The organism is Vibrio harveyi NBRC 15634 = ATCC 14126 = KCTC 12724 (assembly GCF_001591145.1).
GTDB lineage: Bacteria > Pseudomonadota > Gammaproteobacteria > Enterobacterales > Vibrionaceae > Vibrio > Vibrio harveyi.
Window position 1 is genome coordinate 42,843 of sequence record NZ_BCUF01000018.1, and the last position, 18,657, is coordinate 61,499.

General features: G+C 45.7%; 14 protein-coding genes. 9 read left to right on the forward strand and 5 right to left on the reverse strand.

Annotation, left to right across the window (positions count from 1 at the left end):
• The first annotated feature begins 127 nt into the window (after nt 1-127).
• From VHA02S_RS11320 to VHA02S_RS11340, 5 genes are all read left to right on the forward strand, one after another.
• On the forward strand, nt 128-2,581 hold the full coding sequence (locus VHA02S_RS11320; RefSeq protein ID WP_005447423.1) for a glycogen/starch/alpha-glucan phosphorylase: 2,454 nt from the start codon (nt 128-130) through the stop codon (nt 2,579-2,581).
• A 313-nt stretch (nt 2,582-2,894) separates the two neighbouring features.
• Nucleotides 2,895-5,075 (forward strand): 4-alpha-glucanotransferase, encoded by a 2,181-nt coding sequence (malQ, locus tag VHA02S_RS11325; protein WP_005447424.1) that lies wholly within the window; start codon nt 2,895-2,897, stop codon nt 5,073-5,075.
• A gap of 226 nt (nt 5,076-5,301) precedes the next feature.
• Nucleotides 5,302-7,530 (forward strand): 1,4-alpha-glucan branching protein GlgB, encoded by a 2,229-nt coding sequence (gene glgB, locus VHA02S_RS11330; protein ID WP_038898269.1) that lies wholly within the window; start codon nt 5,302-5,304, stop codon nt 7,528-7,530.
• Nucleotides 7,531-7,707: 177 nt separating this feature from the next.
• On the forward strand, nt 7,708-8,385 hold the full coding sequence (mtgA, locus tag VHA02S_RS11335; RefSeq protein ID WP_005447428.1) for a monofunctional biosynthetic peptidoglycan transglycosylase: 678 nt from the start codon (nt 7,708-7,710) through the stop codon (nt 8,383-8,385).
• 191 nt (nt 8,386-8,576) lie between these two features.
• Nucleotides 8,577-10,637, forward strand: a complete 2,061-nt coding sequence (locus tag VHA02S_RS11340; RefSeq protein WP_038898268.1) for an alpha-amylase — start codon at nt 8,577-8,579, stop codon at nt 10,635-10,637.
• Between the two features lie 117 nt (nt 10,638-10,754).
• On the opposite strand, the gene VHA02S_RS11345 is transcribed toward VHA02S_RS11340, so the two are convergent.
• Both VHA02S_RS11345 and VHA02S_RS11350 read right to left on the reverse strand, forming a co-directional pair.
• Nucleotides 10,755-11,471, reverse strand: coding sequence for a DsbA family protein (locus tag VHA02S_RS11345; protein ID WP_038898267.1), 717 nt, complete (start codon nt 11,469-11,471; stop codon nt 10,755-10,757).
• A 91-nt stretch (nt 11,472-11,562) separates the two neighbouring features.
• Complete coding sequence (locus VHA02S_RS11350; protein WP_038898265.1) at nt 11,563-11,886, reverse strand: hypothetical protein; 324 nt, start codon at nt 11,884-11,886, stop codon at nt 11,563-11,565.
• A 422-nt stretch (nt 11,887-12,308) separates the two neighbouring features.
• On the opposite strand from VHA02S_RS11350, the gene VHA02S_RS11355 reads away from it, so the two are divergent.
• The 4 genes from VHA02S_RS11355 to VHA02S_RS11370 all read left to right on the forward strand — a co-directional run bounded on the left by VHA02S_RS11355 (nt 12,309) and on the right by VHA02S_RS11370 (nt 15,230).
• On the forward strand, nt 12,309-13,049 hold the full coding sequence (locus tag VHA02S_RS11355) for a nucleoside recognition domain-containing protein (protein WP_005437881.1): 741 nt from the start codon (nt 12,309-12,311) through the stop codon (nt 13,047-13,049).
• On the forward strand, nt 13,049-13,516 hold the full coding sequence (locus VHA02S_RS11360) for a YjiG family protein (protein WP_005374849.1): 468 nt from the start codon (nt 13,049-13,051) through the stop codon (nt 13,514-13,516). The genes VHA02S_RS11355 and VHA02S_RS11360 overlap by 1 nt, the downstream gene beginning before the upstream one ends.
• A gap of 9 nt (nt 13,517-13,525) precedes the next feature.
• The gene (locus VHA02S_RS11365; protein ID WP_038898264.1) at nt 13,526-14,650 is read left to right on the forward strand and encodes a M20 family metallopeptidase; all 1,125 of its coding nucleotides are present in this window, start codon (nt 13,526-13,528) and stop codon (nt 14,648-14,650) included.
• Nucleotides 14,651-14,855: 205 nt separating this feature from the next.
• Nucleotides 14,856-15,230: a YkvA family protein gene (locus VHA02S_RS11370; protein WP_005447445.1), complete on the forward strand. Its 375-nt coding sequence runs from the start codon at nt 14,856-14,858 to the stop codon at nt 15,228-15,230.
• A gap of 3 nt (nt 15,231-15,233) precedes the next feature.
• Here the strand turns inward: VHA02S_RS11370 and VHA02S_RS11375 are convergent, their stop codons facing one another.
• The 3 genes from VHA02S_RS11375 to VHA02S_RS11385 form a co-directional block, all read right to left on the reverse strand.
• On the reverse strand, nt 15,234-16,427 hold the full coding sequence (locus VHA02S_RS11375) for a lipase family protein (RefSeq protein ID WP_038898263.1): 1,194 nt from the start codon (nt 16,425-16,427) through the stop codon (nt 15,234-15,236).
• Nucleotides 16,427-16,969, reverse strand: a complete 543-nt coding sequence (locus VHA02S_RS26530) for a DUF6795 domain-containing protein (protein ID WP_038898262.1) — start codon at nt 16,967-16,969, stop codon at nt 16,427-16,429. Before VHA02S_RS26530 ends, VHA02S_RS11375 begins: the two co-directional genes overlap by 1 nt.
• A 334-nt stretch (nt 16,970-17,303) precedes the next feature.
• A complete protein-coding gene (locus tag VHA02S_RS11385) occupies nt 17,304-18,608 on the reverse strand; it encodes a dicarboxylate/amino acid:cation symporter (RefSeq protein WP_005447448.1) in 1,305 nt (434 codons plus the stop codon).
• Between the last annotated feature and the right edge of the window lie 49 nt (nt 18,609-18,657).

The following is an 18,657-nucleotide window of genomic DNA, read 5'->3' on the forward strand; positions in this document are numbered from 1 at the left end:
CAAGCTTACGCCCTCTACGCCCTACCCCCTCCTCCTTGTAGGGAGGACAAATGGGAGGATGTTTATTCACAGAGGGAAATGCACGATGTATGGCAGATGAATTACTAAAAGACGTGAGAATTTCTTAATGAAACCTACTCAACAGAAACAATTTGACAAGAAGTCGTTCCAAGAAAGCGTAAAGAAACATCTATCTGTGACTTACGCTCACACGGTTGAAAATGCAGATAGCCGCGCATGGTACCTAGCAATGGGTCGTGCATTGGCTGAGTTTACGACTTGTGATTTGCTTGCTACTGAAGCAGACGCTCGCATCCAAGAAGCGAAAAGCGTTAACTACCTTTCACTAGAATTCCTTATCGGTCGTTTGACTGGTAACAACCTAATCAGCATGGGTCTTTACGAAGAGATCACTGAAGCGATGGCTGAACTAGGTCACAACCTAACAGACCTTCTAGAAGAAGAGCGCGACCCATCACTGGGTAACGGTGGTCTAGGCCGTCTAGCTGCATGTTTCATGGATTCATGTGCGGCTCAAGAATTCCCAACAGTAGGTTACGGCCTACACTACGAATACGGTCTATTTAAGCAGTCGTTTAAAGATGGTCGTCAACAAGAAGCACCAGACGCATGGCGTGGTGTAGAAGGTTACCCTTGGGAAGTGGCTCGTCCAGAGCTAGCGCAAGAAATCGGCTTCTACGGTCACGTTGAAGTGGTAAACGAAAACGGTAAAGAAGTTCGTAAATGGGTTCCTGGCATGTCTGTAAAAGCAATGCCTTGGGATCTACCTATCGTAGGTTACGAATCAGATACTGTTTACCCTCTACGCCTTTGGGAATGTCAGGCAATTGCACCATTCTCACTAGAAAGCTTTAACAACGGTGATTACTTCGAAGCTCAGCACGCACTGATCGACGCAGGCAACATCACTAAAGTGCTTTACCCGAACGATAACCACGAGAAAGGTAAAACACTGCGTCTAATGCAACAGTACTTCCACTCTGCAGCATCTGTACGCGACATCCTACGTCGCCACGAAGCAGCAGGCTACTCGCTAGCGGATCTACCGAAGCAAGAGACTATCCAACTGAACGATACGCACCCAACAATCGCTATTCCTGAGCTAATGCGCATCCTAGTGGACGAGAAAGGTCTGACTTGGGAAGCGGCTTGGGAAATCAGTTCTCAGACCTTCGCATACACTAACCATACGCTACTTCCTGAAGCACTAGAGACATGGCCAGAGTCGCTAATCCAGCGTCTACTTCCACGTCACATGGAAATCATTTTTGAAATCAACCACCGCTTCCTACAAGAAGTTCGTAAGATGTGGCCTGGTGACGGTGAGAAGCAAGCTAAGCTTTCTATCATCCAAGAAGGTTTCAACCGCATGGTTCGCATGGCAAACCTATGTGTAATCGGTTCTTACGCAGTTAACGGCGTAGCAGCACTTCACTCTGAGTTGGTTAAGAAAGACCTATTCCCAGAGTTCCACGAGATGTACCCAACTCGTCTACATAACGTAACAAACGGTATCACGCCACGTCGTTGGTTGAAGTTCTGTAACCCAGGTCTATCTAAGCTAATTACCGATAAGATCGGTCCTGAATGGCCAGCAAAACTTGAGCAACTAGAAGGTATCGCTAAGTACGCAACAGACGCGAAATTCCAAAAAGAGTTCATGGCTGTTAAGAAAGAAAACAAACAGCGTCTTGCTGATTGGGTTCTAGATAACATGGGTATCGAACTAGATACTAACGCTATCTTCGACGTTCAAATCAAGCGTCTACACGAGTACAAGCGTCAGCACCTAGATCTGCTACACATTCTGTCTCTATACCACCGCATCCTAAATGAACCTGGTTTCGAGTGTGAGCCACGCGTATGTTTCTTCGCTGCGAAAGCCGCTCCAGGTTACCACCTAGCGAAAGAAATTATGTTCGCAGTGAACAAGGTTGCAGAGAAGATCAACAATGATCCACGTATCGGTAACAAACTGAAAGTGGTCTTCATCCCTGACTACCGCGTGAGCATGGCTGAAATCATCATCCCTGCGGCAGACGTTTCACAACAAATCTCTCTAGCAGGTAAAGAAGCATCTGGTACAGGTAACATGAAGATGGCTCTTAACGGTGCCCTAACTATCGGTACGATGGATGGTGCTAACGTTGAGATTCGCGAAGAAGTGGGCGACGAGAACATCTACATCTTCGGTCTTGATGTTGAAGGCGTGAAAGCGGTTAAAGCAGCTGGCTACAACCCTTACGACTACTACAATGCTGACCACTTACTAAAAGCGTCTCTAGACCTACTAACAGGTGATGAGTTTACGCCAGGTCAACCAGGTCTACTACGCGCTACATTCGATAGCCTACTAGATGGCGGTGACCCGTACCTATGTCTTGCTGACTTCGCATCTTATGTGAAAGCGCATGAAGAAATGGGCAAACAATACAAAGACCAAGCTGGCTGGGCTAAGAAAGCCATTCTTAACACTGCCCTAGTTGGCAAGTTTACATCAGACCGCTCAATTCGTGACTATGTGAACAACATCTGGAAACTAGAAGCGGTAAAACGTTAAAAGTGATACCCAAGTAACCCCAGGATGCTTTGTTCAGCGAGATTGACTTGGTTTTCAGGCAAGGCAACTCGCCCTCTGGGAGCGTGTCATTGACCCGATTTCGGTGTCAAACAACTAGGAAAGAGGCTGCTATTCCACGGCGTTGTTTTCCTTGAACTCGAATCAATGACAACGCTCTGAACTGTGCATCTTGAGGTCACTTGGGTATAAGACCAAGGTAGCCGAGCGCTACCTTTGGTCATTTTCAAGAATTAGTTATTGATAACAATAAAACCCTACATGGAAGGTGTCGGTATTACCTTCGGAGAAAGCGATGAAAGAACAAACAGCATTAAAGAAAGTCGCAGACATGGCGCGATTAGCTGATAGCTACGTCAGCGCGTGGGGAGACGAGGCAAAAGTTTCTGAGGAGACGCTACGCCGCTTGCTCACTTCACTTGGCTACGATACTAGCAGCGATGAGAAGCTATTGGCTTCTGCTGAGAAAAAACATAAGAAAGACGTACTAGCCCCTGTTCTTGTTTTACGCGACGGCGACCCAGTCGAAGTGGAACTAAACCTAGGTACGAGTGCTCGTGAGAGTGAATTTAGCTGGCGTTTAGAAACAGAACAAGGAGAGGTACTTGAAGGCTATCTTCAGTCGCAAATTGTTCGTGATGAACGAGCTGAGGGTGGCCCTCTAGTGTTTGCATTGCCAAAGAATTTGGCATGGGGTTACCACAAACTGATCATCAGCCGTAAACGCCGTAAGACACCTTACGAAATGTCGCTGATCATCACACCGAAAGCGTGTTTCAAACAAGAAGATCTAAACCAACATAAAAAGCTATGGGGTCCAAGCATTCAGCTTTACACACTGCGTACTCAGCACAACTGGGGTATCGGTGACTTTGGTGACCTTAAGCAGCTGGTCAGTGATATCGCCTCTCGTGGCGGTGACTTCATTGGTTTGAACCCAATTCATTCATTGTTCCCAGCGAACCCTGAAGGTGCGAGCCCATACAGCCCGTCTTCTCGTCGTTGGCTGAACATCATGTACATCGACGTAAGCTCTGTGCCTGAATTTGCACTAAGTGCAGAAGCACAACAACGCGTTGGCAGCGCTGAGTTCCAACAGCGTCTGCAAAAAGCTCGTGAAGCACACTGGGTGAACTACACCGAGGTTTCTGAGCTTAAGATGAACATTCTTCCGCTGCTATTTAGCGAGTTCAAAGCACGTCATCTAGACAAGAACACTGATCGTGCGCGCGCGTTCCTAGAGTTTGTAGAACTTGGCGGTGAGAGCCTACTTCACCAAGCGGCATTTGATGCTCTGCATGGTGAATTACACGCTGAAGATTCAAGTGTTTGGGGCTGGCCGGTATTCCCTGAGAAATTCCGTACGTTTGATGCTGCGGCAACTCAGAAGTACATCAAAGACAACTCTGACCGCGTTCACCTGTACATGTACCTACAGTGGATTGCAGACGATCAAATCAAAGAAGCACAGGCTCTTGCAGAAGAAAAAGGCATGGCGGTTGGTCTATACCGTGACCTTGCTGTTGGTGTTGCAGATTCAGGCAGCGAGACTTGGGCTGATGATGGCAACCTAGTACTGGATGCAAGCATCGGTGCGCCACCAGATATCCTTGGTCCTCTGGGTCAAAACTGGGGTCTGCCTCCGCTAAACCCACAAGTGTTGGAAGCGACAGGCTACGACGCGTACATCAAGTTGCTACGTGCAAACATGAAGCATTGTGGCGCACTGCGTATTGACCACGTTCTTGGTCTGCTTCGCCTTTGGTGGATTCCAAAAGGTGAGAAGGCGACAGAAGGAGCATACCTGTACTACCCAGTTGAAGATATGCTAGCAATCCTAGCGCTAGAATCTCATCGTCATCAGTGTTCTGTAATCGGTGAAGATTTGGGTACCGTGCCTGATGAAATCGTTGATATCCTTCGTGACGCAGGTGTTCACTCATACAAAGTATTCTTCTTCGAAACATCAAAAGACGACGGCGGCTTCATTTCTCCGAAGCATTACGCTGAGCAGTCAATGGCAGCGCTGTGTACACACGATATGCCAACCCTACGTGGCTTCTGGCACTGTGATGACTTGAAGATGGGTCGAGAGATCGGTCTGTACCCAGACGAGCAACAACTGGAAGGTCTGTTTGATGATCGTTTGAAGTGCAAACAAGGCATCCTAGACAGTGTTCGTTGGCATGGTTACCTACCAGAAGGTATCGGTCATGATGCGCAGTACGTACCAATGGATGGTTACCTAAGTGAAGCATTGCAACTGCATGTGGCTGCGGGTGACTCAGCACTACTAAGTGTTCAGCTTGAAGACTGGCTAGAAATGGACCAACCGGTAAACATTCCAGGTACTGTTGACGAGTATCCAAACTGGCGTCGTAAACTATCGATGAACCTTGACGAAATCTTCAGCCGTGAAGACGTTAACCGTATTTCTAAGCGCCTCACTGAAGTGCGTGCGAAAGCGAGCAAATAAGGTGGAATGGGTGATGTAGGAGTTCGCGAATTTAATTGCGCTGAGGTACGAAAGTACAGCCTAGGTCACTCATTAAATCGGCACAATCCGTTAGGATGAAGTACCGTTATTATGCCCGCAACAATAGCGGGCATTTTTGTTTTTTGACGCTATTTTATTCATCTCTTGGATAGAGTGCGGTTTTTTATAATTGTGTGAATTCACAACGTTTGGCTGAGGAAATCCGATGTTCAAAAACCATAAGGAGAATATCGGTGCTAGGGAGAAAGATTTGAAAACCAAGGTAAAGAAAAAATACGAACGCGCCTATGAATTACTAGCTGAGGCGGCTTACTCAGACCCATTTGCGTCACTTGGTCCATTCATCGATGATGGCGAAGGATCGTTACGAGTTTGGATGCCGGGTGCAGACAAAGTTGAATTGGTTGTCAGCGGTGAACCTCGTGTTGAGTTAGAACGCGAAGGCGAGAGCGGCTTCATCTTGAAAGAGAAGCGTGACCTGCACCTAACTCACTACCAACTTGCTGTGGATTGGGATGGCGTGGAACAGCTCATTGACGACCCTTACCAGTACCACAACATTTATCAAGAATACGAACACCTGCACACGCCAAAAGACATGTACCGCTACATGGGATCGCAGTTTGTGACCATCGAGCGCGGTGGTGAAAATATCTCTGGTGTGCGCTTCCTTGTTTACGCCCCTCATGCTTCTGCAATCAGCTTAGTGGGCAGCTTCAACCAGTGGGATGGTCGTCGCCATCCAATGCAACGTCTCGACTACGGTATCTGGGGCTTGTTTATTCCTGGTTTGGAAGAGGGCGTACAATACAAATTCGAACTCAAAGGTCCAAATGGGGAAGGGCTCCCTCATAAGCAAGACCCTTGGGGCTTCTACTCTGAACAATACCCATCATTCGCGTCGATCACTTACGATCACAACCGTTACCAATGGCAAGATGCAAAATGGCAAAATCGTCCCGTCACACAGAAACGTGATGAAGCTTTATCTTTCTACGAACTGCATGCGGGTTCTTGGAAGCGTAACGCTGATGGGGATTTCCTAAATTACCGTGAACTCGCGGCTGAGTTAGTGCCTTACCTTGTGGATATGGGCTACACCCACGTTGAGCTGATGCCAGTTTCAGAACACCCGTTCTTTGGCTCTTGGGGTTACCAACCTGTAGGGTTGTTTGCGCCGACGAGTCGCTACGGCTCTCCAGATGATTTCAAGTTCTTCGTTGATGCGTGTCACCAAGCGGGTCTTGGTGTAGTACTGGATTGGGTTCCAGCACACTTCCCATCGGATGATCATGGCTTAGCAAACTTTGATGGCACACCACTGTTCCACGATCCAGATCCTCGCCGCGGTTGGCACCAAGACTGGAACTCTTACATCTACGATCTAGGTCGTGAGCATGTGCGCCGTTTCCTTGTGTCTAACGCGCTGTACTGGTTTGAGCAATTCCATATTGATGGTATCCGTGTGGATGCTGTCGCGTCGATGCTCTACCTAGACTACTCACGCAGTCACGATCAGTGGATTCCAAATGTGGATGGCGGCAACGAGAACTACGATGCGATCGCAACGTTGAAGTGGATGAACGAAGAAGTGTACAAGCACTTCCCGAATGCAATGACCATTGCAGAAGAATCGACGGCATTCCCAGGCGTATCTGCACCGACATTTATGGGCGGTTTAGGCTTTGGCTTTAAGTGGAATATGGGTTGGATGCACGACAGTCTTTCTTACATCCAAGAAGATCCTATTCACCGCAAATACCACCACAATACCATCACGTTCCCGCTTGTTTACGCACACAGCGAGAACTATGTGCTGTCGCTATCTCATGATGAAGTGGTGTACGGCAAAGGTTCTATCCATAACAAGATGCCAGGTGATGAGTGGCAACAAACGGCGAACCTACGTGCTTACTACGGTTACATGTATGGTCAACCGGGTAAGAAGCTAAACTTCATGGGCGCTGAGCTTGGTCAAACCGCAGAGTGGAATCACGATGACCAGTTACAATGGTTCTTACTTGAGTTTGGTCGCCACCAAGGTGTGCAAGCACTGATTCGCGACTTGAACCACTTGTACTGTGACGAAGCGGCGATGCACGATCAAGATTGTGTGCCTGCTGGCTTTGAATGGCGTCTGCAAGATGAAGCGGAAGCAAGTATCCTTGCGCATGAACGTATTAGCCAAGATGGCGAACGTGTATTGGTGATCAGTAACTTCACACCAGTGCCTCATGAGCGTTTCCGTTTGGGTGTGCCGATGGAAGGCAAGTACGAACTTCTGTTGAATACTGACGACGCGAAATACGATGGCAGCGATTTTGAGGTACTAAGTAACGTCGAAACGCAAGAATTAGAAAGCGAGTCGTTACCTCAATCTCTTGAGCTGCGTTTACCACCTCTATCGACAGTATTCTATAAACTGACGAAATAACTTTCATTAATCAAACAGTAAGCCCGGTTTACATTGTAAATTGGGCTTTTTTTAACCAATTTTTGACCTTGTAAACTTGTTGTTCTACCTTGAATCAGGCAACCTTCGCTCCCATTTACTTGAACACCCACACGTGTAAAAGTGGCGTATTCCTTACTCTGGCTAGGCAAATAAAGCATGCTGAAAAGACTGAAGTCGTTTCTATTCAAAATTTCATTGGTTTTGTTACTGACTCCCGTTTTGCTGGTGGGCTTCGTCAAATACGTGAATCCGCCTCTATGGGGATGGAAGATCAGCCGCATGATCTCGCCACCAGAAGGCTATCCAGAGAGTAGCCAGCAAGAGTGGGTACCGCTGTCTCAGATTTCAAAAAATATCCAACTTGCGGTGATGGCTACGGAAGATCAGAAATTTCCCCATCACTATGGGGTGGATTTTGATTCACTGTTTTCTGTTATCTCACAAGCCGGCGAGAACGGACCTTCTCGTGGTGCAAGTACGATTACTCAGCAAACTGCAAAGAACGTATTTCTATTCCCTTCACACTCTTATGTGCGCAAAGCGTACGAGCTCTACTTTGCTCTTTTAATGGAGGCGATGTGGAGCAAAGAACGCATTCTCGAAGTGTATTTGAATGTGGTGGAGTTTGGTCCCGGTATTTACGGTATCGAAGCTGCAGCACAAAACTATTACGGTATTCGGGCTAGCCAACTGACCCAATGGCAAGCGGCGAGGTTAGCGGTGGTTCTGCCGAATCCTTACAAGATCAAAGTGTATCCGCACACTAATTACACTCAACATCGCACCAATTGGGCTCTGACCCAAATGCGCAATCTTGGCAACGTCGAGTTATAAGTTTCTCTTTTCCTTAACTATCTTGTGTCCGTAAATAGAACTACGCCCCGATAAAGGCAAAATGTGAAGCGTCACAAGCTTTAGGGCGTAGCCTTATAGAATGATGTGCTCAGTTTTTCATCCATTTACTATTAGTGTGAATAAAACTACAACACGAATACTGCGTCTATGCGCAACCAATGGACTGAACGATGAAACTGAATCTGATTACGACTACCTTATTGCTTGCATCGGCAAGTGCCATCGCCGAGCCAAACATCACCATATCTACCACGACCAACAGCCGTGACTTTCCTTTAAGTGCAGAGCAGGCTTTGGTTGTGCCATTAACCAAAGACGGCTATACGCTTAAAATCACCGGCGTTGAAGGCGATTGCGTTGCGCCCGATGGTCAGAAAGTTAAATTCAACAAACCGATCGCGCTGAATTGTGGAAAGCCAACGGAATTGCCGTTAAAAATCCGTTTTACTGGCGATTACTCTTTCGCTTTTGATGCGGAAGCGAAAACACTGCGCTTCAAGCGTGAACCTAAGAAAGCTGCCAAGACAGAATTCAAACGCCCAATCCCACAAGTGCAATGTGAGGTTTACCAAGGTGGCGAAGTCACCATCGCGTTAGGTGACAGTTTCCCAGATGGCACCAAGTTGCGTGATGCTTACACTGGGCAAATGGTTGAAGTAAAAGATCAGCAAGTATCGCTGACGCCAAGCAAAGACTCCGGCGGTTTGGTGCTACTAGAGCCAGTGAAGAAAACCAAAGAAGCAGTGCCGTTTGATTATCGTAATGCCAACATTTACTTCGTGATGGTCGACCGTTTCAACAACGCCGATACGAGCAATGACAATAGCTATGGGCGCAAGAAAGACGGCAAAGAAGAGATCGGTACCTTCCACGGCGGTGATCTAAAAGGCGTGATCGAGAAACTGGATTACATCAAGAGCCTAGGTACAGATGCGATTTGGTTATCGCCAATCGTTGAGCAAGTACACGGCTTTGTGGGCGGCGGCGATAGCGGCTCATTCCCGTTCTATGCTTACCACGGTTACTGGACGCGTGATTTCACCAAGATTGATGAGAACTTTGGTAACGAAGATGACCTTAAAGTGCTGGTGGAAGAGGCGCATAAGCGTGGTCTCAAAGTCTTGATGGACGCGGTAATCAACCACACTGGCTACTCAACGTTAGCCGATTTGCAATTTGACGGTATTGAGGTGTTAAAGCCAAACGCTGACCTACCGAAGAAGTGGGGGGATTGGCAACCAAAAGCGGGCGAAAATTGGCATAGCTACCACCAGAATATTGATTACCAGAGTCCAAACTGGGCGAAATGGTGGGGCGGTGATTGGGTAAGAACCGGTTTGCCGGGCTACCCTGCTCCGGGCAGCAGCGATATCACTATGTCATTGGCGGGTTTACCTGACTTTATCACTGAATCAGACAAAGCCGTGAAGCCAGCGCAATGGCTATTGGATAACCCCGGCACACGTGTAGAAGCGCGTGACAATTACACCGTTTCCGATTACTTGATTGAGTGGCAAACTGATTGGGTGAAACGCTTTGGTATTGATGGTTACCGTGTTGATACGGTGAAGCACGTTGAAGGTGATGTGTGGAAGCGCTTGAAAGAAGAAGCATCAAGCAGTCTAGAGCAGTGGCGCAAAGAGAACGGAAAATCGGGTCTGCCATTTTGGATGATGGGTGAAGTATGGGGGCATACCGCTTATCGCAGCCCTTACTTTGACGATGGCTTTGATGCGTTGATTAACTTCGACATGCAGAAGAAATTAGATAAAGGCGCGGCGTGTTTCAGCCAAATGGCAGACACCTACCAAAGCTATGCAGATACTATCGCCAATGAGAAAGACTTCAACCCAGTGAGTTACATGTCTTCTCACGATACTGAGTTGTTCTTCTCTCGCTTTAAAGATTACGGCATGCAGCGTAACGCCGCGAATGCACTGCTTTTAAGCCCTGGTGCTGTTCAGGTTTACTACGGTGACGAAGTGGGTCGTAACATTGGTCCTTACGCGGATGATTTCCACCAAGGCACACGCTCTGACATGGTGTGGAAGCTATCTGATGAGAAGCAAGCGCTGCTCAAACATTGGCAAACCCTTGGTCAGTTCCGTAAAGCGCATCCAGCGATTGGTGCGGGTCAGCATCAAGTGATTGAACAAGAAGGCGCGTACGTGTTCTCTCGCTCGCTTGGCAATGACAAAGTCGTTGTCGCGTTTGTGGGACGTGACAAGTAGTTAGAACTTCGTTTTAAGCCTAGATAGAAAAAGCCCTTCCTTGAGTTCTCAGGGAAGGGCTTTGTTATTTTCGGTGCTCACTTAGCTACTTCAATAGCTATCGGCATCAACCGCTATTTATTTCTTTAGCTCTTGGTCGATGACTTTCTCAAGCTCTTCGAAAGGTACATAACCCGGAATGACTTGGTCATTTATGATGATCGCTGGTGTACCACGTAGACCTAGGCGAGTGAAGTACTCGTAGTTTTTATCCAACAATGCTTTGGTCTCTTTGTCGTCGACAAGCTGCGCTTCTGTGCCGGTCTTCTTAGCGATTTTTTGTAGTGAACTTGCATCGTGTGGACCCGGCTTCTTCACCAACAAGTCGTGCACTTCTTTGTACTTGTCATGTTGGTTCTGCCAAACGTTCAATGCGTAACTTGCCGAGTTGTAACCGTTCTTCTCGTACTGTTCTTTGAACGATACCGTCATGTTCAGCACTTTTACCTGTGGGTATTCTTTCTCTACCTTCACTAACTCACCTTCAAGACGTTTACAGAAAGGACAGCTGTAATCGGTCACGTTGATGATCGTCAGTTCAGGGTTCTCTGCACCGAAGTAAGAGTGCTTGCCATCGTTAAGATAGGCGCGCGCTTCATCCAAAGTCGCGTTAAACGTCTTTTGATAAGCGACGTAGTCTTGCAGGTTTTGATGCAGTGAATTGAGGATCTGCGGGTTTTCTTTCAGTAGTTGAGTAATTTCTTGTAGCTTCTCTTCTGACGTTTTTTCTGCTGCGTGTGAAAATAGAGGTACCAGCGCGATAGCCACAGTTAATAGTGTGCGTGTGAATTTCATGATATTTCCTAAAACTCTTTTTCTTCGCGGTTTTTGTCGCGAAGTGATTAAAAATAAAACAATTGATTTGGGGATGAATAGCAATCGGGTTTTATTCTCTAAACACACATAGCTTGAGGTGCACCCGATATTTGTCGGGTATCGGTTCAGTATGATGGCGGAAAGCATTGCGCTCGCTGCCACTGATAGACAGCAAGATGAACGCAAATAGGAATAAGGGAACAATGAAGCTGTCGAGATGGTTTTGTGAAACCTGAATCAGCTTTTCAGACAGCTCACACTGCTTAGTCAGTCCTTTTTCGCTCTTTTGCTGTTGCCCAGTGGCATGCTCAGTCGTCACTTGATCGCCAATGAGAGGACAAGATTGAAAGAGACCTGCATTTTTACTTAAACAGATCACGACAACCCAAGCCACAAGGGCGAGTGTCCATCGAGCGATGTTGGATTGTGATCGAAGCAAAAGGCAAACCCTGAGTAAGTCTCTAAGTAATGACCGCACCACCCTAAATTAAATTGCACAGAAAATTTGTTAGTTTTCGGTCAAGAAATCTTAAATAAGCAACAAATCATGAAGCACGTCGAGAATGTGGCTAATAGCAAACTTGTTCCAAACTTTAACTTGCTTTGTTAATGGATTGAACTAGCTGATTCTCAGATAAATCTACCTTATCTTGGTCATAAATATTTATTATCTTTTAAATGTGATTCAAATCATAAAATAAAACTTCATAACTAAGCAGCATGACTGTTCGGTAAATGGATTGATTTTGATCATCTCTCTAGCACGTCGTTCAGGGGATCATCTATGCGTTCTGTTCCACATATATAGGTGAATTTATGACAAGCCCTGTTCATGCTGAACGCAAGGTGACGATCGGGTGCTACATTGCACTCGCGTTTGCGGTTGTGTTCTTTTCTGGTCTGATGCAATCCAACGAATGGTACGGTGTATTCGACTTTACAACGCTTAATGGTTCTTTCGGTAAAGTCGCTTACGGCGTGACGGAAGGTGCAGATGGCGCGGTACAAGCTGCGACCACATCTTTCCGTGGTACTGGTGGTAGCGGTGCTCGTGACGGTTTCATTTTTGCGCTTACTTTGATTCCAACCGTTATGTTCGCGTTAGGTATGATCAACGTACTTGAGCACTACGGTGCACTTGAAGCCGCTCGTAAGCTTCTTACTCCTCTTCTACGTCCTCTAATGGGCATCCCTGGTAACTCTGGTCTGGCTCTGATTGCTTCTCTACAAAGTACCGATGCAGGTGCGGCTATGACGCGTCAACTAAAAGATGAAGGTCACCTAACTAAGCGTGAAACGGACGTATTTACCATGTTCCAGTTCACTGCGGGTGCAACCATCGTGAACTTCTTCTCATCGGGTGCGGTATTGTTCACGTTGACGATGGCAGACGGCTCTCTAGCAGTAACTTCTTCTATTGGTTTGGCGGTTGTGGTGATGTTCGCGTTTAAGATCATTGGTGCGAACCTGTTCCGTATCTACCTAAACATGACGGAAGGTAAAGAAGACAAGCAAGACCAAAACAAATCAGAGAACCTAAAAGAGGAGACGGCATAATGGGTGACGTTAAAGCGAAAAAACCAATGGTGACGGATATCTTCGTCGAAGGTGCTAAGAAAGGTTGGGTAATTGCGACTACCTCTACGGTTCCTAACGTATTAATGGCGTTCGTTATCATCAAAGCGCTGCAAATCACTGGTGCGCTGGATCTGATGGGCACTGTGTTCTCTCCAATCATGGCAGTGTTTGGTCTTCCGGGTGAAGCAGCAGCGGTATTGATCGGGGCTTGGATGTCGATGGGCGGTGCGGTTGGCGTAGTGATCACGCTGTTTGACCAAGGCATCCTGAACGGCACGCACATTGCGATTCTTGCGCCTGCTATCTACCTAATGGGCTCTCAAGTTCAGTACATGGGTCGTATCATGGGTCCAATTGGTACTGAAGGTCGTTACATCCCAGTTATGATTGCAATCTCAGTATTGAATGCATTTGGCGCAATGCTAGTGATGAATCTGTTTGTCTAGGAGTGAGTCATGCAATTCTCTCTAAATGAATATCTAGAAGAGCTACGTCCGCTAATCAATGTGGATTGTGGCACTTACACTACTGATGGTATCGAGTTCATCGCTTCTCAATTTGAAGAGAAGTACCAAGCGATGTCAGGTTGGAGCATAAAACGCATCGACTGTGGCAGAGCCGGTGTTGGTCTTGAAGTTCGAAATAAGCCGGAAGCTGAGCAAATCGATGTGATGCTGATTGGTCATATGGATACCGTGTTCCCCGTGGGTACCGCTGAGCTTCGTCCAATGTCTCAAGATGCAGAGAAAGCCTACGGTCCAGGTGTGTCTGACATGAAATCTGGTTTGCTTAACATCGTATACGCGATGCGCAATCTAGACCAAGCGGTGTTGGATAAGTTATCTATCGCTATCTGCATGAACCCAGATGAAGAGACTGGCTCTTTGGATTCTGTGGATTGGATTCAATCAGTTGCGAAAAACGCAAAGAATGTTCTGGTTGCAGAAGCGGCACGTGCAGACGGCGGTTTAGTGAAAGCGCGCAAAGGCATGGCTCGCTACAAAATGACCTTTAATGGCGTTGCTGCTCACGCAGGTAACGAGCCAGAAAACGGTCGCAGCGCAATCACTGAGATGGCGAATTGGATTTTGGCTGTCAATGCAATGACCAACTTTGAATCTGGTACCACGTTGAACGTCGGTATTGTCTCTGGTGGTAACGGTGCGAACATAGTTCCGGAACATGCTGAAGCGATCGTGGATGTGCGTTTCTGGAGCAACGAAGAATACGATGATGTCGATAGCAAGCTAAATGGCATGCTGGAAACACCATTCGTTGATGGCGTGAGCATTGAGTTGGTTCGTGAAGCTTATAAGCCTTCTATGGTGCCAAGCCCACAAACAGAAAGCTTAATGACATTAGTTGAAGAAGCCGCAAGTGAACTGGCGATCGACATCAACTGGAAAGAAGTGGGTGGTGGCTCTGACGCAAACAACACGGCGATTCTTGGTGTTCCAACTTTGGATGGTCTAGGACCTATCGGTGCAGGCTTCCACAGCGATCAAGAGTACTTGTTACTTGAGTCTATCGAACCACGTATCAAAATGCTGATGCGTGTACTGGAGAAGATTGCTCAATAAGGCATTCTGCTTCTAAAGCTTGGTTCCCAAAGCTTTTGGTTTCAAAACTTTTTGTTTCCAAGGCAATAATCCCCGGACTTCGGTTTGGGGATTTTTTTATCTAGCCAATTGGCTTCCTTTCTTCATTATCATTACTCGCTATTAATCCTACGTTCAGGTTCATCGTCTTAATATCTATGCCACAGTCATAAGTTTAGGAGGCACGATGACCACAAGCATGTCTGTAAATTCGGCGTCCGATGACGTCTTAGACCAAACGATGCAAGCACCAGATGAGAAAACCTTCTGGCGTAAAATGAAAAATTCCGTCAAGAAAGCAGGCGAAGAGATTGCTGTTATGGGCATCAAATCATGGCTTGCGATGGCAGATTCCAATACCTCTGTTCGCCACAAAGCTATCTTAGGTGGCGCACTGGCTTATTTCGTCCTGCCAACAGATATGGTACCAGACGTACTAGCAGGTGTCGGCTTTACCGATGACATGGCTGCACTTACCCTAGCGGCGAACTCGGTCGGCAATGCCATCACCGACGAGCATGAAGAACAAGCGAGAGAAAAGCTGAGTTTGATGTCAGATTAAGTTTTATTGTACAGCACTAATAGCCATTTGTGCTGCTCGATAAAGTTTTCCAAATACCATAAGAAAAACATTTCTAATAAACTTTGCAGACATATCTTCAATTGCTGTTACTGATTTTCCAATAAACACTAGCATATGGCCTAACAGCCCTTTGACTTGTGATTCTCTTACTGTAGAAGCTTTAGCTACTTTTTCTATATTTCTGGCGAGTATATCATAAAATGTCATTCCAGTAGATACTGTGGCTTGGGCTGCTATTGCTGAAAACAAGCCAGTATCTTTTAATAAGGTTATCAACGCTGCTTGAATTCTTTCTGACCAATACTCTGTAAATGATGCTTGGTTTCTGTGTTCAAACTTAAATCTAGTAGGTGTATACAAGTACTTGTTAGATCTGACTTTTATTGCTCCCCACGTTTCGGAGTTAGCATTATCTAAATACCCTAAACTTGTTTCGCTAGACATACTATGAGCATTTAAATTAAAGCCAGAACTAGCGTCTAAGCGGTACTCATCGCCATTATATGGAGCATGAATAAATGGCCAGACAGGTACTTTAGGTACAGGATCTGCGCCGTGAGTACAGCGGTATACTTTGTCGTTGCTTTTACTAGATTTACGGGAATATTGTTCTAAACCAACTCTAGGTGCGCCAAAAGTATATAAATTCACTCGTAATGAATATTCTTCTCTCAGCCAATCAGAACATAATGAAGCCAGAGCTCCTCCTAAGCTATGCCCAACACAATGAATACGGTTAGGTAAAATTTGGCATTGCTGTAAATATTGTTTTATGCTTGGTTTGATACTTGAAAATGAATTAATAAATCCAGCATGAGCGATAGAGCCATTTGGAGAGCCTTTAAGACCGACATTTAGGTTGGTTACCCAATCATTAGCGTTTTGCGTCCCTCTAATGGAAATTACTAAATCTCCCTTATATTTTCCTTTCCCAATACCAATTACCGCAAACGCTTCAGATGTTCTCATTACACCAGGTACCACTTTTCTAAACAATGGTATACGATCTAATCCTGAGATACCTCCAGTTCGGCCACTAAAAACATCTTGCTGCGAAAATACAAAGTGTTTTTCAAAACCTCCTTGTCCCTTAAACGCTAGTCTCCCTTGCCCCTGATATACTCCATACGGTATGTTCGCGATCTCTGACGCAAGTTTTGGTGTTAAAGACGGCATTATGTATCCTCCGTAAACTCTGTTTTATATAAAAATCCATTTAAATTGCAGTTGCTAATAACCATTAGATCTCGAGCATTATCTAGGTTTATATTCTTGAAAAAGTATCGAAACTCGGTATCTTCAAGCTCACAGTAAAGATTACTTAAGTTGTCCTCTATAAATATAGGTGGTGAAACGTAGTTTAACTGAGACTCCCAAATATATTTCTTTTCTTCATTTATATAGGTATATATTCCGATATATGAATATGTTTGATTCAAAGCTGATTCTTTGAACCTTTGAGAATGTATGACTGGTTTAAAGTGAAATTCACCGAACTCATTAGTACTTGAACTCCTTTTGTAATTATTCTTTAAAAAATTAGCTTCTAAGTAAACCGTTACATTTTCTAGAGGTCTTTGATCAAGAACTAAAGTACCTTTTATCTCTGGGCTTAACGTATATTTAAATTTCTTAAAAAAATCGAACATACTTTCTTTGAAACCTAATGCAAGTATTGGAAATGAGAAAATGAATAAAAAAAGACTATTTTTAAACATGAAATTATGATGTGTGTATCTTAGTACCAACTTAATTATCAGACTACTATCTATCGCGATTTGGTTTTGATCTTTAATTTGATAATGGAATTTGTATCTCTATATGATGAAAATGTCCCATATATCATTTTCAAAGTGATAAACATAGACCAGTTATCTTAACCCTCTAGATGAACTAATATAGAATCTAACTACTTACCGATTAGTAATTGAAACAACCTCGGGGGACGAGAATTGTATCTAAACCTTTTTGATTTCGGGTTTATTGGAAATAAAAAACCACCTCAGAATAAGGTGGTTTTTGCTTAGACAGGATAATTGAGTTTGGAAGGGTTTAAGCTTCCGCGCGTTTCAGATGCACTTCTTCTTCGGCGACCCCAGCTTTTGGATCGTTGAAGCGAGCTTCATCCAGTGCGCCTTCTGATTTAGCAACAATGATAGTCACTGCGCTGTCACCGGTGATGTTTACTGCGGTACGAATCATATCAAGTAGACGGTCAACACCCATGATAAGTGCAATGCCCTCTAGTGGCAGACCTACTTGGTTCAATACCATTGCTAGCATTACTAGACCAACACCAGGAACACCTGCGGTACCGATAGACGCCAATGTTGCCGTCATGATAACCATTAGGTAGTCACCCATAGTTAGGTCGATGTTGAATGCCTGCGCGATGAAGGCTGTCGCTACACCTTGCATGATCGCCGTGCCGTCCATGTTCACGGTTGCACCTAGCGGCACTGTGAACGATGATACGCGGTTCTCAACACCCATACGGTGCTTAGCCGTTTCCATTGTCACTGGAATGGTCGCGTTTGATGATGCTGTAGAGAAAGCAAACATGATTGCGTCTTCCATCTTACGTAGGAACGTAATTGGGTTTAGACCAGTGAAGCCTTTTAGCATCAAGCTGTAAGTCACAAGACCATGCAGCAATAGCGTACCTGCTAGTACAACGAAGTATTCAGCAAGGTTGAAGATTGCGCTTAGACCAAGACCTGTAAACAGCTTCGCCATTAGGAAGAACACACCGTAAGGCGCAAGGTTCATCAGAATCGCAACCAATTTCATGATTACTTCATTCAGATCAGAGAAGAATGCTGCGATACGCTCGCCTGGCTTACCTGCTGCACTGATCGCGATACCGAATAGGACGGCGAACACGATAACTTGCAGGGTTTTACCTTCTGCCATTGCGCTGATTGGGTTGGTTGGGAACATATCAATGATCACTTGACCCAAAGATGGCGCTTCTGCTGATTTGAATGAACTTGCTGCGGTTAGATCTGCACCAGCACCCGGCTGGAATAGCGTACCCATGGTTAGAGCAAGTGTGATTGCGATAGCGGTTGTTGCTACGTAGAAAGCAAGGGTTTTACCACCCATGCGACCCAATGTAGATAGGTCTTTTAGAGAGCTGGTACCACAAACTAGCGAAACAAATACTAGCGGTACAACAAGCATTTTTAAGCTGGCAACGAAGATCTGTCCACCAACTTCGAATAATCCATTAACAATGTATGCGTCGACAAATCCGTTGTCGGCAAAAAGTGTGCGAATTGCAAATCCTGTCAAGATACCCGCTACCATACCCAAAATTACGCGGCTGGTGAGCGACATCGGTTTCTTGGTATTCATGAGAACACTCCTTATAGTTATGCACCTTGAGTTCACTTCAAGGCGGCGT

Excerpts from the sequence above, each read along its gene's own strand:
- VHA02S_RS11320 (WP_005447423.1), top strand. The coding sequence starts at position 128 with ATGAAACCTACTCAACAGAAACAATTTGACAAGAAGTCGTTCCAAGAA.
- malQ (WP_005447424.1), top strand. The coding sequence starts at position 2,895 with ATGAAAGAACAAACAGCATTAAAGAAAGTCGCAGACATGGCGCGATTA.
- glgB (WP_038898269.1), top strand. The coding sequence starts at position 5,302 with ATGTTCAAAAACCATAAGGAGAATATCGGTGCTAGGGAGAAAGATTTG.
- mtgA (WP_005447428.1), top strand. The coding sequence starts at position 7,708 with ATGCTGAAAAGACTGAAGTCGTTTCTATTCAAAATTTCATTGGTTTTG.
- VHA02S_RS11340 (WP_038898268.1), top strand. The coding sequence starts at position 8,577 with ATGAAACTGAATCTGATTACGACTACCTTATTGCTTGCATCGGCAAGT.
- VHA02S_RS11345 (WP_038898267.1), bottom strand. The coding sequence starts at position 11,471 with ATGAAATTCACACGCACACTATTAACTGTGGCTATCGCGCTGGTACCT.
- VHA02S_RS11355 (WP_005437881.1), top strand. The coding sequence starts at position 12,309 with ATGACAAGCCCTGTTCATGCTGAACGCAAGGTGACGATCGGGTGCTAC.
- VHA02S_RS11360 (WP_005374849.1), top strand. The coding sequence starts at position 13,049 with ATGGGTGACGTTAAAGCGAAAAAACCAATGGTGACGGATATCTTCGTC.
- VHA02S_RS11365 (WP_038898264.1), top strand. The coding sequence starts at position 13,526 with ATGCAATTCTCTCTAAATGAATATCTAGAAGAGCTACGTCCGCTAATC.
- VHA02S_RS11370 (WP_005447445.1), top strand. The coding sequence starts at position 14,856 with ATGACCACAAGCATGTCTGTAAATTCGGCGTCCGATGACGTCTTAGAC.
- VHA02S_RS11375 (WP_038898263.1), bottom strand. The coding sequence starts at position 16,427 with ATGCCGTCTTTAACACCAAAACTTGCGTCAGAGATCGCGAACATACCG.
- VHA02S_RS26530 (WP_038898262.1), bottom strand. The coding sequence starts at position 16,969 with ATGTTTAAAAATAGTCTTTTTTTATTCATTTTCTCATTTCCAATACTT.
- VHA02S_RS11385 (WP_005447448.1), bottom strand. The coding sequence starts at position 18,608 with ATGAATACCAAGAAACCGATGTCGCTCACCAGCCGCGTAATTTTGGGT.